The sequence below is a fragment of the Bordetella genomosp. 5 genome (assembly GCF_002261475.1).
Taxonomy (GTDB): Bacteria; Pseudomonadota; Gammaproteobacteria; order Burkholderiales; family Burkholderiaceae_B; genus Bordetella.
Genome location: NZ_NEVN01000013.1, coordinates 264,223 through 281,396, shown reverse-complemented (window position 1 = coordinate 281,396; position 17,174 = coordinate 264,223). Strand labels below are relative to the sequence as shown.

Annotated in this window: 12 protein-coding genes; 8 read left to right on the top strand and 4 right to left on the bottom strand. The window is 68.4% G+C overall.

What is annotated here, in order from left to right; genetic code table 11:
• The first annotated feature begins 132 nt into the window (after window positions 1–132).
• On the top strand, window positions 133–816 hold the full coding sequence (locus CEK29_RS22250; RefSeq protein WP_094859368.1) for an O-methyltransferase: 684 nt from the start codon (window positions 133–135) through the stop codon (window positions 814–816).
• A gap of 26 nt (window positions 817–842) precedes the next feature.
• Here the strand turns inward: CEK29_RS22250 and CEK29_RS22245 are convergent, their stop codons facing one another.
• The gene (locus CEK29_RS22245; RefSeq protein ID WP_094859367.1) at window positions 843–1,229 is read right to left on the bottom strand and encodes a hypothetical protein; all 387 of its coding nucleotides are present in this window, start codon (window positions 1,227–1,229) and stop codon (window positions 843–845) included.
• Between the two features lie 272 nt (window positions 1,230–1,501).
• Here CEK29_RS22245 and CEK29_RS22240 point away from each other — a divergent pair, with 272 nt between their 5' ends.
• From CEK29_RS22240 to CEK29_RS22215, 6 genes are all read left to right on the top strand, one after another.
• Window positions 1,502–4,252: a cation-transporting P-type ATPase gene (locus CEK29_RS22240; RefSeq protein WP_094859366.1), complete on the top strand. Its 2,751-nt coding sequence runs from the start codon at window positions 1,502–1,504 to the stop codon at window positions 4,250–4,252.
• A 102-nt stretch (window positions 4,253–4,354) separates the two neighbouring features.
• The gene (locus CEK29_RS22235; protein ID WP_094797968.1) at window positions 4,355–5,026 is read left to right on the top strand and encodes a response regulator transcription factor; all 672 of its coding nucleotides are present in this window, start codon (window positions 4,355–4,357) and stop codon (window positions 5,024–5,026) included.
• Window positions 5,013–7,535 (top strand): sensor histidine kinase, encoded by a 2,523-nt coding sequence (locus tag CEK29_RS22230; RefSeq protein ID WP_094859365.1) that lies wholly within the window; start codon window positions 5,013–5,015, stop codon window positions 7,533–7,535. Before CEK29_RS22235 ends, CEK29_RS22230 begins: the two co-directional genes overlap by 14 nt.
• A 121-nt stretch (window positions 7,536–7,656) precedes the next feature.
• Entirely contained in the window at window positions 7,657–8,748 is a 1,092-nt protein-coding gene (locus CEK29_RS22225) for an ABC transporter substrate-binding protein (RefSeq protein WP_094797966.1), read from the top strand.
• Window positions 8,749–8,840: 92 nt separating this feature from the next.
• Entirely contained in the window at window positions 8,841–10,613 is a 1,773-nt protein-coding gene (locus tag CEK29_RS22220; protein ID WP_094859364.1) for an ABC transporter permease, read from the top strand.
• Window positions 10,606–11,688: an ABC transporter ATP-binding protein gene (locus CEK29_RS22215; protein ID WP_094797964.1), complete on the top strand. Its 1,083-nt coding sequence runs from the start codon at window positions 10,606–10,608 to the stop codon at window positions 11,686–11,688. The genes CEK29_RS22220 and CEK29_RS22215 overlap by 8 nt, the downstream gene beginning before the upstream one ends.
• Before the next feature lie 301 nt (window positions 11,689–11,989).
• Here the strand turns inward: CEK29_RS22215 and CEK29_RS22210 are convergent, their stop codons facing one another.
• Together CEK29_RS22210 and CEK29_RS22205 are read right to left on the bottom strand one after the other, a co-directional pair.
• Entirely contained in the window at window positions 11,990–12,604 is a 615-nt protein-coding gene (locus tag CEK29_RS22210; RefSeq protein ID WP_094797963.1) for a TetR/AcrR family transcriptional regulator, read from the bottom strand.
• Window positions 12,605–12,694: 90 nt separating this feature from the next.
• A complete protein-coding gene (locus CEK29_RS22205; RefSeq protein WP_094859363.1) occupies window positions 12,695–14,869 on the bottom strand; it encodes a malate synthase G in 2,175 nt (724 codons plus the stop codon).
• 260 nt (window positions 14,870–15,129) lie between these two features.
• Between CEK29_RS22205 and glcC the strand changes: the two genes are divergently transcribed.
• Window positions 15,130–15,894, top strand: a complete 765-nt coding sequence (gene glcC, locus CEK29_RS22200) for a transcriptional regulator GlcC (protein ID WP_094859362.1) — start codon at window positions 15,130–15,132, stop codon at window positions 15,892–15,894.
• Window positions 15,895–15,901: 7 nt separating this feature from the next.
• On the opposite strand, the gene CEK29_RS22195 is transcribed toward glcC, so the two are convergent.
• A complete protein-coding gene (locus tag CEK29_RS22195) occupies window positions 15,902–17,002 on the bottom strand; it encodes a saccharopine dehydrogenase family protein (RefSeq protein WP_094797960.1) in 1,101 nt (366 codons plus the stop codon).
• Between the last annotated feature and the right edge of the window lie 172 nt (window positions 17,003–17,174).

Genomic DNA, 17,174 nt, shown 5'->3' with positions numbered 1-17,174 from the left:
GCATCCTGCCAGGGCGGCACGACACCAGTATGTCAGGAAAACTCACGCGGAGCCGCCGAATTACTCGCTGTCGCGGGCGTGCCGGCTTTCCTAAGATGGGCGTCATTCAGAACCCCGCGATCCGAGGCCGATATGAACCCGCCGACCGACTCCCTGCGCTGGCAAGCGCTCGATACCTACTTCACGCAGACCCTGCATCTGAGCGATGCCCAGCTGGATGACGCGCTCGCGCGGGCGCGCGATGCCGGTCTGCCGGCCCACGAGGTCGCGCCGAACCAGGCCAAGCTGCTTCAGCTTTTTGCACGCATGTGCGGCGCGCGCCGCATCCTCGAGATCGGCACGCTCGGGGGCTACAGCGCGCTCTGCATGGCGCGCGCGCTGCCGCCGGGGGGCGAGCTGATCACGCTGGAGGCGGATGCGCTGCGGGCGAGCGTGGCGCGCGAGACCTTTCGTGCCACCGGCATGAGCGGCTGCATCACCCTGATCGAAGGCGATGCGCGCGAGACGCTGGCGGCGCTCGCGCGTGTCGGCACCGCGCCGTTCGACATGGTCTTCATCGATGCCGACAAGGCCGACAACCTCGTCTACTTGCGGCTCGTCATGCCTTTGCTGCGGCGGGGCAGCGTCATCGTGGCGGACAACATCGCGCGCGCGGGCCGCCTGGCCGATGCGGCCGCGGCCGACGATGCCGACGTGCGCGGCGTGCATGCGTTCTTCACCGAGGCCGCGCGCGATCTGCGGCTGGACATCACCGCGCTGCAGACGGTGGGCGAGAAAGGCTGGGATGGGTTCGCGCTGGCGGTGGTGACGGCCTGAGCGCGTCGCGGCGCGCCTTCGATGGCTTAGTAGCGGTCGGGCCGCGGAGCCGGCCGGGGCGTGAGCGTGCTGCGCGGCCGTTGCGTCGTGTTGTCGATCGATCCGGCGGCGGGACGGTCGCTCTGGCGGGCGCGATCCTGAGGGCGGGGCTGCGCCGCGTTCGGCGCCATGGCGCCGGGGCGGTTGATGCCCGGCATCGTGGGCGCCGGCACGGTCGGAGGCTGCGTCGGCTGGTACTGCGGCACGGCGGGCCGGGCCGGTGCCGGCTGGTATTGCGGCGTCGCCGGGCGGGCCGGCGTCGGCGCGCTGCCCATGCGGTCGGCGGCGGGCTGTGCGAAGGCGGCCAGCGGTGCGGCCGCCAGCAGCGCGGCCAGGCGCGACGTGGCGCGCGAGAAGGCTCGATGAACAGTCATGGGGGCCTCCGCGGGGGCAGGGAAGGGGAACACCAGCGCAGCAACCGCCATGCCCGCGCCACGGGGGATCAGAACCGGGGGATCAGAACCGGGGATCAGAACCCGGGATCAGGATTGGTGAGTATTGTCCGGGATCAAGGCGCGGAAACGGGCCGCTGGCTACGATGAACTTGGCCACCGGGCCCGCTTGCGCGCCTGTCTGGCCATCGTAGCGTGCCGATGTGTAAGTGCACCGCGCGCCGTTTTCCCTGCCACCCCCAAGGATACGGACCATGACTGACCGCGCCCCGACTGCCTCCCGTCCTCCCCCGACCGCCCGCGACGCCAGCCCCGCCTGGCACACGCTGACCGCCGCCGACGCCGAAGCCCTGCTGAACACCCGCGAGACGGGTCTTGCCGACGATGAGGCCGCGCGCCGGCTGGCCGAACACGGCCCCAATCGATTGCCCGAGCAGCGCCGCCGCGGCCCCCTGATGCGGTTCCTGATGCAGTTCCATAACGTGCTGCTCTACGTGATGATGGTGTCGGCCGTGATCACCGCGATTCTCGGTCACTGGATCGACACCGGCGTGCTGCTGGCCGCGGTGCTGATCAATGCCGTCATCGGCTTCATCCAGGAGGGCAAGGCCGAGTCCGCGCTCGATGCGATCCGCGCCATGCTGTCGCCCCATGCGGTCGTGAGCCGCAACGGCGAGCGCCGCGAGATCGATGCGGCCGAGCTGGTGCCGGGCGACGTGGTGCATCTGATCTCCGGAGACCGCGTGCCGGCCGACCTGCGGCTCATCGCGGTCAAGGAACTGCGTATCGAAGAGGCGGCGCTCACGGGCGAATCATTGCCCGTCGAGAAAGGCGTGGACGCGGTCGATGCGCAGGCGCCGCTGGGCGACCGCTACGGCATGGCATATTCCGGCACCGTGGTGGTCTACGGCCAGGCCCGCGGCGTTGTGGTGGCGACCGGCAGCCACACGGAACTGGGCCGCATCAACCAGATGCTCAGCGGCATCGAGGCGATGAGCACGCCGCTGCTGCGCCAGGTCGATCGTTTCGGCCGCGCGCTCGCCAGCGTGATCCTGGCCGTCTGCGCGCTGTTGTTCCTGGTGGGCACGTTGTGGCGCGGCCACACGCCGGCCGACATGTTCATGATGGTGGTGGCGCTGGCCGCCTCGGCCATCCCCGAAGGCCTGCCGGCGCTGATGACGGTCACGCTGGCGCTGGGCGTGCAGCGCATGGCGAAGCGTCGCGCCATCGTGCGGCGCCTGCCCGCCGTCGAGGCGCTGGGATCGGTCACGGTGATCTGCTCCGACAAGACCGGCACGCTCACGCGCAACGAGATGACGGTGCAGCGCGTCGTGTGCGCGGGCCAGGCATTCGACGTGAGCGGCGTGGGCTACGAGCCCGGCGGCGCGTGCACGCTCGACGGCCGCGCGATCGAGATCGCGAACTATCCGGCGCTGGGACAGGCCGTGCGCGCCGCCGTGCTCTGCAATGACGCGGCGCTGCGCCCCGATGGCACGCATTGGCGGGTCGAGGGCGACCCGACCGAAGGCGCGCTGCTGGTGCTCGGCGAGAAGGCCGGCTGCACGCAGGACGAGGCCGGCACGGCCTGGCCGCGGATCGATTCGATTCCGTTCGAATCCGAGAATCGCTACATGGCCACGCTGCACCGCGACGCCACGGGCGAGGCCCTGATCTACGCCAAGGGCGCGCCCGAACGCATCCTCGACATGTGCGTCGACCAGATGGGCCGCGACGGCGCGCCCGCCGCGCTGGACGTGGATCACTGGCGCCGCATGGCGACGGATACGGCCGCCAAGGGGCTGCGCCTGCTGGCGCTGGCCGTCAAGCGCGCGGACCCGGCGCAGGCCGGTCTGAGCGCCGCCGACATGGAGGGCGGATACACCCTGCTGGCACTCGTCGGCATGATGGATCCGCCGCGCAGCGAGGCCATCGCGGCCGTCGCGCGCTGCCACGATGCCGGCATCGTCGTGAAGATGATCACCGGCGATCACGCCGAAACCGCGCGCGCGATCGGCGCGCAGCTCGACATCGGCGTGGGCAGGCCCGCCGTGACGGGCGCGGAGGTGGCGTTGATGGACGACGCGACCCTGCGTGACACCGTGATGAGCGTGGACGTGTTTGCGCGCGCCAGCCCGGAGCACAAGCTGCGCCTGGTGCAGGCGCTGCAGGCGAGCGGGCAGGTGGTGTCCATGACCGGCGACGGCGTCAACGACGCGCCCGCGCTCAAGCGCGCGGACGTCGGCGTGGCGATGGGCCTGAAGGGCACCGAGGCGGCCAAGGAGGCGGCCGACATGGTGCTGGCGGACGACAACTTCGCCACCATCGCGGCCGCGGTGCAGGAAGGGCGCGGCGTCTACGACAACCTGCGCAAGTTCGTGCTCTTCATGCTGCCCACCAACGGCGGCGAGGCGCTGATCGTGATCGTGGCGATCCTGTTCAACCTCGCGTTGCCGATCACGCCGGCGCAGGTGTTGTGGATCAACCTCGTCACCTCGAGCTGCCTGGGCCTCGCGCTGGCCTTCGAGCCGGTCGAACCCGGCATCATGAATCGGCCGCCGCGTCCGCCCGGACAGCCGCTGCTCTCGGGCTTCTTCGTCTGGCGCGTGCTGATGGTGTCGGTGCTGATGATGGCGGGTGGCCTCGGCATGTTCCTCTGGGAGCTGCACAACGGCACCTCGATCGAAACCGCGCGCACCATGGCCGTCAACGCCATCGTGATGGCCGAGATGTTCTACCTGCTCAACAGCCGCTCGGTGTTCGGCTCGATCCTCAACCGCGAGGGGCTGCTGGGTAACCGCTACGTGCTGATCTCGATCGGCGTCTGCCTGCTGCTGCAACTGGGCTACACCTATCTGCCCATCATGCACACGGTGTTCCAGTCGGCGCCGCTGTCGCTGCTGAACTGGGCCGAGGTGCTCGGCGCGGGACTGCTGGTGTTCTGCGTGGCCGAGTTCGAAAAGTGGGTCATCAGCCACACGCCGCTCGGCAAACGGCTGGCCGCATGACAGCTTGCTGACAGGTGTTTCCCCACGCGGCGTGCGCCTATCTTGCGGCGCACGCCGGCGCTACACTGCTCTCGCATAACGATACCGATACGGAGAGACAGCATGCGCATTCTGCTGGTCGAGGACAACCCCGACCTCGGTGATGCGGTGGAGAGCAAGCTGCGCATCGCCGGGCACAGCGTGCAATGGGTCCGCGACGGCGAGCAGGCGGTGCGCTGGGGCCTGGCCGAGCGCTGGGACGCGCTGGTGCTCGACATCACCCTTCCCCTGAAAGATGGCTTCGCCGTGATCCGCGAATTGCGGGCGGCGGGCTTCGAGACGCCCGTCATCGTGATGACGGCGCGCGCCGAAATCGAAGACAAGATCGACATGCTCGATCACGGCGCCGACGATTATCTGGTCAAGCCGTTCGACCTGCGCGAGCTGGAAGCGCGGCTGCGCGCCCTGATGCGCCGGCCTGCCGGACAAACCACCAGCCTCACGCAGTACGGTGACCTCGCGGTCGACGTCGCGAGCCGCACCGCCAGCGTGCGCGGCACGCCGCTGGAGCTCGGCCGGCGCGAGTTCCGGCTGCTCGAGATCATGCTGGCGCGCATGGGGCAGACCGTCGTGAAGGAGCGTCTGATGGCGCAACTCTTCGACGTCGACGATGTTTCCCTCAACGCCCTGGAGCTGCTGATTTCGCGCTTGCGCAAGAAGCTCGCGGGCAGCACGGTGGATATCGTGACTGTGCGGGGCGTCGGCTACCAGGCGCGTGTCGATGAAGCCGGCTGAAGGCGCCTCGATCCGGCGCCGGGTTTTTCTGCTGGCGCTCACGCTGCTCGCGTGCGCCTCGGTCGGTTTGTTCTTCTTTCTGCAAGGGTATGCGCATCGCGCCGCCGAGCAGGCGTTCGACCGCCTGCTGGCGGCCTCGGCGCTGACCATCGCGGGCTCGGTCCAGATCGAGGACGACAGCGTGACGGCCGAGCCGCCGTTTTCGTCGCTGGCCATGCTGTCGGGCAGCGAGCGGGTGTTCTATCAGATTCTGGCGGCCAACGGCCGCACCGTGACGGGCTATGCCGATCTGGCGCCCGGCCTGCCGGTGGCCACCAGCGCCACGCCCGTTTTCACCACCCTGCGCTATCACGACGAGCCCGTGCGGGTCGCGACCGTGGGCCGGCTGGTGTCGGCGGGGCAGCATGCCGGGTGGGTCACGATCCGTGTCGCCGAAACGCTCGGCGCGCGCGAGGCGCTGGCGGCCGAGATTCTCAATCGCAGCGTGTGGCCGCTGGTGGTGCTGGCGCTGGTGGCGCTGGCCCTACTGTGGTTCGGGATCGAGCGCGCCTTCGCGCCGCTCGCGGTGGTGGAGCGCGAGCTGCGTCATCGCGCGCCCGACGATCTGGCGCCGCTGCGCGCGCCGGTGCCCAGCGAAGTGCGCCGCCTGGCGCAGGCGCTCGACGCCTTCATGCAGCGCCTGGCCGGCATGATGGCCTCGCTCAATACGCTGGTGGCCGACGCCGCGCACCAGGTGCGCACGCCGCTCGCGTCGTTGCGCGCGCAGGCCGAGGTCGCGCTGGAAGAGCCCGACGTGGACCGGCTGCGCGAGCGCGTGCGGCGCATTCACCAGAACGCCACGCACGCCAGCCAGCTCATCAATCAATTGCTGATGGACGCCACCATCACGCACCGGCTCGGCACCGGCGAGCGCGAGCGGGTCGGCGTGGCGCAGATTCTGAACGAGACCCGGCATCGCATCGGGCCGCTGGAGGCCGCGCGTCTGCGCATCGCCGTGGCGCCCGAGCTGCGGCGCGCGCGGGTGATGGGCGATCGCGTCGCGCTGCGCGAGATGCTGCGTAACCTGGTCGACAACGCCTTGCGCTATGCACCGGAGAGCGTCGTGGATATCAGCGTGACGCCGGTGGCGGGATACCGGCTGGCGATCACCGTCGCCGACCGCGGTCCCGGCATCGCCGACGATGAAAAAGAAGTGGTGCAGCAGCGCTTTCAGCGCGGACGCCATGGCGCGCAGGCGAGCGGGTCGGGCCTGGGCCTGGCGATAGTGCGTTCGGTGGTGCAGGCGCATGGCGGGGCATTGATGCTGCAGGATCGCGCGGGCGGCGGGCTCAGCGTGCGGGTCGTGCTGGCGCTGGCGGCCCGCCCGAGCGCCGCGCCGACGGGCCGGCGCCGGCTCATCACGGCCGTGGCCGTGGCGCTGCTGGCGGCGCTGGGCAGCCTGCCGGGCGGAAAGTTGTACGCGCAACCGGTTGCGGTGGTGAGCGAGTATCCGGCGCCCCAAAAAACCGGCCGCACGCTGGTCGTGGCGGGGCCTACCGACACGCCGGTGATCGCGCCGCTGATCGCGGGCTTTCAGTCGGAGCGGCCGGACGTCTCGGTGCAGTACCGCGAGATGGGTAGCCGGGAGCTTTACGAAGCCGCCATCGCCGGCAAGCTCGACGACGTGGATGTGCTGATCTCATCGGCGGTGGACCTGCAGATCCGCCTGGCCAACGATGGCTACGCGGCAAGCTATGCCTCGCCCTACGCGCAGCGCCTGCCCGCGTGGGCCATGTGGCGCAATGAGGTGTACGGCTTCACGTTCGAGCCGGCGGTCATCGTCTACAACCCCGACCGGTTCACGCCTGACACGGTGCCGCGCTCGCGGCAGGCCCTGCTGCGCCTGCTCGAGACGGAGCGCGACGCGTTGCGAGGCCGGGTCGGGACCTATGACATCGCGGCGAGCAGCCTCGGCTATCTGCTGGCCGAGCAGGACGAGCTCGTGTCGTCCAGCTTCTGGGCCGTCGCGAATGCGCTGGGTCAGGTCGGTGTGCGGCTGTCGGCCACCAGCGCGGAGATCCTGGATCAGATCGAGGCGGGCGAGATCGACCTCGGCTACAACATGCTGGGCTCGTACGCGCTGGCGCGCGAGGCCGCGGGCGCGAAGATCGGTGTGGTGCTGCCGCAAGACTACATGGTGGTGCTCGCGCGCTCGGTGCTGATCGCGCGGCGCGCCCCGCACCCCGAGCTCGCGCGCGCGCTGGTCGACTGGCTGCTGTCGCCCGCGGGCCAGCAAGTGGCGGCCACGCACGCGGGCCTGGGCGCGCTGGTGCAGGGCACCCCCGGCCCCTGGACCGCCGACGCGCTGCAGGCGCGTGCGCCGGGCATCGTGCAGCCGGTGGTGCTGAGCCCGGCCTTGCTGGTCGGGCTCGATCAGCGCCGTCATTCGCGCTTCGTGCAGAGCTGGATGCGGCTGGTCACCGATACGCCGGAAACCCCTGTGACAAAGGGCGCCGCGCCCGCGCGCTGATCAGGGATTTCCCCAGCGCGCGCGGACGCGCCATGACAGGACGCCGACAGACGCCCACTCCTAAGATGCCGGCAGGCTGGCCGAAGAGCCAGATCCCCTCATCGAAGATGGAGTAGACAATATGTTTGCCAAGTCCTGCCTGGCGGCCGCCTGCGTCGCTGCGTTCGGTATCACGGCTGCGCACGCGCAGCAGATTCCCGCCGGCTATCCGGCCGATTACCAGAAGATCATCGACGGCGCCAAGAAAGAGGGCAAGGTCATCATCTATTCGACCACCGACACCAAGGCTGCCGGCCCCATCATCGCGGGCTTCGAAGCGGCGTATCCGGGGGTCAAGGTCGAATACAACGACATGAACAGCACCGAGCTGTACAACCGCTACATTAGCGAGCAGGCGGCCGGTGGCGGCAGCGGCGACGTGGTGTGGAGCTCGTCGATGGACTCGGCGCTCAAGCTCGCCACCGACTACGCGCTCACCTATCGCTCGCCCGAAGCCGGCAAGCTGCCGTCGTGGGCCGTGTGGAAAGACGCCGCCTACGGCACGACCTACGAGCCCGCGGTCTTCATCTACAACAAGCGCCTGATCCCGGCCGCGGAAGTGCCGACCACGCACACCGCGCTGGCCAAGCTGATCGCCAGCCAGCCCGACAAGTTCAAGAACAAGGTCACCACCTACGACATCGAGAAGTCGGCCGTGGGCTTCATGCTGGCCGTGCAGGACAAGGCCAACGATCCCAAGTACTTCGAGAACCTCGCGCAGATGGCGAAGGGCGGCCTGATCGTGCAGTCGTCCACCGGCACGATGATGGAGCGCGTGTCCTCGGGCGAGAACCTGATCGGCTACAACATCCTGGGCTCCTACGCCGAGACGCGCGCAAAGTCGGATCCGTCGCTGGGCGTGTCGTACCCCACCGACTACACGCTGGTGCTCTCGCGCGTGGCCTTCGTCAGCAAGAAGGCCAAGAACCGCAATGCGGCCAAGCTGTGGATGGACTACCTGCTGTCGCAGAAGGGCCAGGAGATCGTCGCGAACAAGGCCGACATGGCTTCCATCCGTGACGACATCGAGGGCGACAACGACGTCGATGGCATGACCAAGAAGCTGGGCAAGGCGCTCAAGCCGATCCCCGTCGATCAGACCCTGCTCGACTACCTCGAGCAGAACAAGCGTCTGCAGTTCATCAAGGACTGGCGCGCCGCCGCCGGCAAGTAAGGCGCGGCGTCACGTCTCGGCCCGCCCGTCACCGGCCCGTCGCGGCCGGGGCGCGGCGGCGCCGGACTCCGTTCATCGATACAGGATTCTCCATGCTGGCATTGCGCAGGAAATGGCAGTCGCTGCCGCGCGGCGTCGTCGTGCTGCTGACGGCTCTGGCGATCTACGCGCCGCTGTCGTTCATCATCATCCAGAGCTTTCTCTCGGCGCCGTTCTTTTCGCCGTCCAAGGTATTCAGCCTGGACGCCTACCGGTTCATCTTCGACGATCCGGACTTCTACAAAGCGCTGCGCAGCGGCTTCATCCTGGCCTTCGGCCTGGCGGCGATCTCGATTCCTCTGGGCGGCATGCTGGCCTTCCTGATGATTCGCACCGACCTGCCGGGCCGGCGCTGGATCGAGCCCCTGATCCTCGTACCGGTGTTCGTATCGCCGATGGTGCTGGGCTTCGGCTATGTGGTCGCGGCCGGCCCGGTCGGGTTCTTCTCGGCCTGGGCGCAGCAGCTGCTGGGCTTCGTGCCCTGGAACATTTATTCGCTGACCAGCATCGTCATCATCGCGGGCCTCACGCACGTGCCGCACGCCTATCTCTACATCTCGTCGGCCCTGCGCAGCATGGGCTCCGACGTGGAAGAGGCGGCGCGCGTGGCCGGAGCGTCGCCGCTGCGCGTGATGGTCTCGGTGAGCCTGCCCATGGTGCGGCCCGCCATTCTGTACGCGACGGTGCTGCTGTTCTTCCTGGGTCTGGAGGTGTTCGGTCTCGTGCTGGTGCTGGGCGATCCCGAAGGCAACCTGGTGCTGGCCACCTATCTCTACAAACTCACCAACAAGCTGGGCATCCCGTCCTATCACCTGATGGCCTCGGTCGCCGTGGTGCTGATCTGCATGACGATCCCGCTCGTGATGTTGCAGCGCCGGCTGATGCGTTCGGCGAACCGGTTCGTCACGATGAAGGGCAAGGCCTCGCGTGCACGCGCGCTGCCGCTCGGCAAGTGGCGCTGGGTGGCGGGCGCCGTGGTGGCGTTCTGGCTGTTCGTCACCATCGTGGTGCCGCTCGTGGGTGTGCTGCTGCGCGCTTTCGTTTCCAACTGGGGCATGGGCGTGTCGCTCTTCGACGTGTTGTCGGTCGAGGCGTTCCGCACCGTGTTCGCGCAGCCCAACCTGATCCGCGCCATCGTCAACTCGGTGGCGATCGGTGTGTTCGGCGGGGCGCTGGCGGTGTTCTGCTATCTGTTCGTCGGCCTGGCCATGCATCGCAAGCCGGACAACACCACGCGCTTCCTGGACTACAGCGTGCTGGTGCCGCGCGCGGTGCCGGGTCTGCTCGCGGGTCTGGCGTTCCTGTGGCTGTTCCTGTTCGTGCCGATGTGGCTGGACAACGCCTTCGACGAAGGGGGCATCCTCTCGTCGCTGCCGTTTGCCGAGTGGGTGCGCGAATCGCCGATCGAATGGCTGCGCTCGCTGCGCAGCACGATCTTCAGCGTGTGGCTGGCCTACACGGTGGTCTGGATGGCCTATGGCCTGCGCCTCATCTCATCCACGCTGCTGCAGGTGGCGCCCGAGCTCGAAGAAGCCGCGCGCAGCGCGGGCGCCCGCCGAGGTCAGGTCACGCGCCATGTCACGGTGCCGCTCGCGCGCTATGGCCTGATCGGCGCCTGGCTGCTGATGTTCCTCATCTTCGAGCGCGAGTACTCCACCGGCGTGTATCTGCTCTCGCCCGGCACCGAGACCATCGGCTCCATGCTGGTCTCGTTGTGGGCCTCGGGCGCGATCGACATCGTGGCCGCGCTCTCCTTCATCAATATCGTCCTGGTCGTGATCGGCCTGGGTATCGCCCTGCGTTTCGGAGTCAAACTTCATGATTGAGCTTTCCGTCGAAGATCTGCATCTGGACTACGGCGACAACCCCGTGCTCAAAGGGGTGTCGATGGATCTGCGGCAGGGCGAGGTGGTGTCGCTTCTCGGGCCCTCGGGCAGCGGCAAGACCACGCTGCTGCGCGCGGTGGCCGGGCTGGAAGGCCCGAAGGCCGGCCGCATTCTGATCGGTGACCGGGTCGTCTATGACGGCGCGCGCCGCGCCGAGATTCCCGCCGAAGAGCGCAACCTCGGGCTGGTGTTCCAGTCGTATGCGCTGTGGCCGCACAAAACCGTGTTCGACAACGTGGCGTATCCCTTGAAGCTGCGCGGCGTGCCCGCCGCCGAGGTGCGTGCGCGCGTGCAGGACGTGCTCGACCAGCTCGGCCTGGGCAAGCTGGGTCAGCGTCATCCGCATCAGCTGTCGGGCGGCCAGCAGCAGCGCGTGGCCATCGGCCGCGCGCTGGTCTACAGCCCGCCGGTGATCCTGCTCGACGAGCCGCTGTCCAACCTCGACGCCAAGCTGCGCGAAGAAGCGCGCGCGTTTCTGCGCGAGCTGATCGTGCGCCTGGGCCTGTCGGCGCTGATGGTCACGCACGATCAGAGCGAAGCCATGGCGATCTCCGATCGCATCCTGCTGCTCAACAACGGCCGCATCGAGCAGCAAGGCACGCCGCAGGATATGTATGGCTCGCCCGCCACGCTGTTCACCGCCGAGTTCATGGGCAGCAACAATCGCCTGAGCGGCCGTGTCAGCGAAGTGCGCGATGGCCGTGCGCGCATCGAGGGCCCGGGCTGGGCGCTGTGGGGGCATGCCGGCGAGGGCGTGGCCGCGGGTCAGCCCGCCACGGGCGTGATCCGCGTCGAGCGCGTGCGGCTTGCCGACGATGCCGACGGCAATCACCTCGATCTGCCGCTGCTCACGAGCATGTACCTAGGCGACCGCTGGGAGTATCTGTTCCGCGGCGCGGCCGAGACGCCGGCCAGCGGCCTGTCGCTGCGAGCGTATGGCCCGCAAGGCCGCGAGCCCGGGCCCTGCCGGATCGCGCTGCCCGCGGAGCACGTCTGGATCTTCCCGGGCCAATAAGATCGGCAAGATGATCGGGCCTAGAGGATTGGTCACTACGATCGGGCCACCGAGATCGGCCCGCTAAGACCCGCCCACCAAGACCGCGCGAGGACATCAGAACAGACTGATGTCCTCGTTTTTATCGGGCAGCTGGCGCAGCAGCGCGCGCCAGCCCAGCCAGGCGCGCACGCCACCCGCCATGGCCACCAGACCGACCAGAACCCAAGCGTTCATGACGCACTCCTTTCGCACGACCGTGCGAAAATAAGCCTGCAAAAGGCCCGCGGACGCGGGCCGGGTAGCGCGCCTGGCTCGGGGCTCAGGCGGCGGAGAAACTGCGATACGTGGAAATCAGCCTGCGGTAGGCGAGGCGCACGCGCTCGGGCGCCTCGGGATCGCGCAGGAAGCGGGCATCGTGCATCAGCCCGACCATGAGGCTGTACACCTCGAAGACCAGCTGACGTGCATCGGTGTCCGGACGCAGGTGCCCGGCCTCGAGCGCCTGCACGGCGGTGCGTTCGAGCGCGGCGCGCCAGCGCTGCACGTTTTCTTGCAATCGCTCGCGCAGCGGCGTGTCGAAGTCGTCGTATTCGAACGCACCGGCCACATAGATGCAGCCGGTGTGGGTGTCCACATTAGCGGCGCGCGTGATCCAGTTGCCGACCAGGGCGTCGAGGCGCGGCAGGCCGCGCGGCGCCTGCATCGCCGGCGTGAACACCGCCTCGACGAAGCGGCGATCGTATTCATCCAGCACGGCACGCTGCAAGGCCTCGCGCGAGCCGACGCGCGAGAAGACGCCACTTTTGCTGATGCCCAGACGGCGCGCGACCTCGCCGAGCGAGAGCGATTCCATGCCCTGGCTCGCCGCCATGTCGAGGGCGGCGTCCACGATGGCCGCGAGCGTGAGCTCGCTCTTGGAAGCGTGTGTGTCCATGCCCGCAATTTAGCACGGTCGTGCGAAAACGCAAACCGCCGCCACGGCGGGCAGCCGGGCGGCGGTTTGCAGGGCTGTGCTGCGCGGCGTTCAGTCGTGCACGGCCTTGTAGGCGAGACGGTACTGATGCAGCAGCGGCTCGGTATAGCCGTTGGGTTGCGTGAGGCCTTCGAACACCAACGCGCACGCGGCCCGGTAGGCATAGGAGCCGCTGAAGCGGCCGGCCATCGGCTGGTAGTAGGGGTCGTTGGCATTCTGGCCATCGACCACGGCCGCCATGCGCTCGAAGGTCGCGCGCACCTGGGCCTCGTCGACGATGCCGTGGCGCAGCCAGTTGGCGATGTGCTGGCTCGAGATGCGCAGCGTGGCGCGGTCTTCCATCAGGCCCACGTCGTGGATATCGGGCACCTTGGAGCAGCCCACGCCCTGATCGATCCAGCGCACCACATAGCCCAGGATGCCCTGCACGTTGTTGTCGAGCTCCTGCTGGATGGCGTCCGGCGTCCAGGTGGCGGGATCGCCCACCGGCACGGTGAGCAGGCCTTCGAGCAGGCTGTCGCGCACCTGCGCATACTGGGTGCGCTCGAGCTCCTGCTGCACGGCTTGCACGTCGATCTGATGGTAGTGCATCGCGTGCAGCGTGGCCGCGGTGGGCGAGGGCACCCAGGCGGTGTTGGCGCCGGCCTTGGGGTGCGCGATCTTCTGCTCCAGCATGGCGGCCATCAGGTCGGGCATGGCCCACATGCCCTTGCCGATCTGCGCGCGGCCGCGCAGGCCGCAGTCCAGGCCGGTCAGCACGTTGTTGCGCTCGTAGGCGGTGATCCAGGCGCTGGACTTCATGTCGCCCTTGCGCAGCATCGGGCCGGCTTCCATCGCGGTATGCATCTCGTCGCCCGTGCGATCCAGAAAGCCGGTATTGATGAACGCCACGCGCTGCGAGGCGGCGGCGATGCAGGCCGCGAGGTTGACGCTGGTGCGGCGCTCCTCGTCCATGATGCCCATCTTCACCGTGTTGCGCGGCAGCCGGTAGAGGTCTTCGACGCGGTCGAACAGCGTGTTGGCAAACGCCACTTCGGCCGGGCCATGCATCTTGGGTTTGACGATGTAGATCGAGCCGGTGCGCGAGTTGCGCTTGAGCGCCAGGTCGGCGGTCGCGGCCAGCACCGTGATTACGGCATCGAGAATGCCCTCGGGCACCTCGGCCCCGTCGGCGTCCAGCACGGCGGGGTTGGTCATGAGATGGCCCACGTTGCGCACGAACATCAGCGAGCGCCCGGGCAGCGTGAAGGTGTTGCCGTCCAGCCCCTGGTATTCGCGATCGGGCGCCATGCGGCGCGTGAACGTATTGCCGCCCTTGCTGACCTTTTCGGACAGGTCGCCCCGCATCAGGCCGAGCCAGTTGCGATAGATATGGACCTTGTCTTCCGCATCGACCGCGGCCACCGAGTCTTCGCAATCCATGATGGTGGTGAGCGCGGCCTCGACCAGCACGTCTTTCACGCCGGCGGCGTCGGTGGCGCCGATCTGATGCTGGCGGTCGATCTGGATCTCGAAGTGCAGGCCGTGATGACGCAGCACGATGGCGGTGGGGAAACCGGCTTCGCCCTGGAAGCCGAGCAGTTGCGCCGGATCGGCCAGGCCGACCAGTTTGCCCGCGACGGTGGCCACGAGTTTGCCGTCGGCGATGGCGTAGGCGGTGGTGTCGGCGTGCGAGCCCTGCGCCAGCGGCGCCGCCTGGTCCAGGAAGGCGCGGGCCCGCGCGATCACCGCCTGACCGCGCTGCGGGTTGTATTCGCGGCCCGCGGCGCCGGCGCTGGCCGGAATCGCGTCGGTGCCATACAGCGCGTCGTACAGGCTGCCCCAGCGGGCGTTGGCGGCATTGAGCGCGTAGCGTGCGTTGGACACCGGCACCACCAGCTGGGGCCCGGCCTGGATCGCGATCTCGCTGTCGACCTGCGCGGTCGTGGCACGCACGTGCGCCGGCGCCGGCTGCAGATACCCGATGCGCTCCAGAAACGCGCGGTACGAGGCATGGTCGCGAATCGGGCCGGGATGGGCGCGGTGCCAGGTGTCGAGCTCGACCTGCAGGCGGTCGCGCTCGGCCAGCAAGGCGCGATTTTGCGGCGCCAGGTCGTTCACCAATGCGGCGAATCCGCTCCAGAAGGCGTCGCTGTCGACGCCGGTGCCGGGCAGCAGCTCGTCTTCGATGAAGTGGTGCAGGACGGTGGCCACTTGCAGGCCGTGGTGCGGGATGCGCTCGGTCATGGCGGTCTCGATGAAGAGAAAGATGAGGTGGGGAGGAAGAGGCGCCGGGTACCCGGATGCTGCGGTGCACGGCCATGTCGCATCATCGCGTTTCGGCGGCCGGGCTGTCCAGCCTCCGCGGCACTGGTCAGACCAGTTTGTGTGCTCGGATGCCTGCCGTGAAATGCCGTTTTATGATGTGATTTCAACAGCTTGAGAATTCATCCCGGCAGCGGCGCCCACGCGGCGCGCGCTGGTCATACCAGTTGGTGCGGAGAACTATGGATACCCCAGACGCGGGCCAGCGGCCGCAAGTGGCCCAGGCCGTGGCCGAGCGCATCGAGCGCCTGATCCTCGATGGCGTGCTCAAGGCGGGCCAGCCGCTGCCCTCGGAACGGCGGCTCACCGAGAAGCTCAAGGTGTCGCGCAGTGCCCTGCGCGAGGGGCTGCAGTTGCTGCGCGCGCGCCAGATCATCCATACCGAGCAGGGTCGCGGTTCGTTCGTGGCGCGCATGTCGCAGATCGATGCGGGCCCGCTGGTGCATCTGTTTCACTCGCAGCCCCGCACCCTCTACGACCTGCTCGAAGTGCGCTCGCTGCTCGAAGGCGAGTCGGCACGCTTGGCCGCGATCCGCGGCACGCAGGCCGACTTCATCATGATCCGCCGCCGCTACGAGGCGATGATGGCGGCGCACGAGACCGGGGCCGACGTGGCCACGCATGCGAATCACGATCACGCGTTTCATCTGGCGATCTGCGAGGCCTCGCACAATGCGGTGCTGGTGCACACGCTGCAGTCGCTCACGGATCTGCTGCTGGGCTCTGTCTATGCGTGCGTCAACAATCTCTATCACCGCGAGCCGCACAAGCAGCAGATCGATCTGCAGCATGCGCGGCTCTTTCGCGCGGTGACCGAACGCCAGCCCGACGAGGCGCACCGCGCCGCCACCGACCATGTCGACAGCGTGCGGCGCAGCCTGAGCGAGATCGAGCAGGAAGAGCAGCGTCTGGTGCGGGCGACGCTGCGGCTCGAAGGCTGGGCCTGATCGCGGACTAGAGCGTCGCCATGTCGGCCACCGCGCGGCCGGCATAGACGCGGCCGTGGCGGTTGGCGAGCAGGTCGGCGAGCGCGATGCGCTCCTGGCCGACGAAGCCCTGCTGCGGCAGCCGGCCACCATGCACGAGATCGAGCGCGGCGCAGATGCCCGCTGCCGTGGTCAGCTGGATCGCGCTCAGGAAATGGCCGTCGACCTCGGCGCCGTGGATGTGCGCCACGAACGACTCCTGCACCAGGCGGCGCGCCCGGTAGCCGCTGGCGCTCGCGAGGATCACGATCACGTCCTGCTCGGTCGACGGGATCGCCGATTCCAGGATCTCCTGCAGCAGATCGCGGCGTTCACGCAGGCGCAGATCGTTGAGCAGCAGCTTGATGATGTCGCAATGGCCGGGGTATCGCACCGATTTGTAGTCGACGTTGCGGGCGCGGCCGGCCAGCGTGTGCGGCAGGGTGCCCAGGCCGCCCGAGGTGTTGAAGGCCTCGTACTCGACGCCGTCCAGCGTGAAGGTCTCGTAGCCTTCGAGCGGCGCCACGCGTTGCAGCTCGCCGTCGACGAGCGCCTCGCAGGGATTGCAGTACTCGTTGATGAGACCCTCGGTGCTCCAGGTGAGGTTGTAGCGCAGCGCATTGGAGGGATAGCGCGGCAAGGCGCCCACGCGCATGCGCAGATCGAGCACCTGTTCGAAGCGGCGGGCGAGGTCGTGACCGACCACGCCGATGAATCCCGGCGCCAGCCCGCATTGCGGCATCAGCACGGTGCGGGCCTCGGACGCCAGCGCGGCCACGGCGCGCGTGCTGGCCACGTCCTCGGTGAGATCGAAGTAATGCACGCCCGCCTCCGCGGCGAGGCCGGCCACGCTCACGGCGCAATGAAAGGGCAGGGCATTGAGCACCGCGTACTGGCCGGCAATGGCCTCGCGCATGCCGGCATCGCCGCGCACCTGCACGGTGTCGCAGCCGAGCGCGGCCACCGCGTCCAGGCGAGCGGGATCCTGATCGGCGACCCGCACGTGAAAGTCACCGGTGCGGTGCAGAAGCAGTGCAATGGCAAAGCCGATCTTGCCGGCGCCGAGGATGGTGATCGGGGTAGAGGACATGGCACGGCTCCAACAGAGTGGGGTTGAGGGGCTGCACCATGCTAGCGGCGAGGGCTGTCGAAACGTAGCCGGTAAAACGACGATAAGTCGCCGAATGGCCGACGATATGACTACCTATTCCGCCGAAATGTACGTTTTGGCCGTCTGCGGTTGGCCGACGGAGATTCACTAG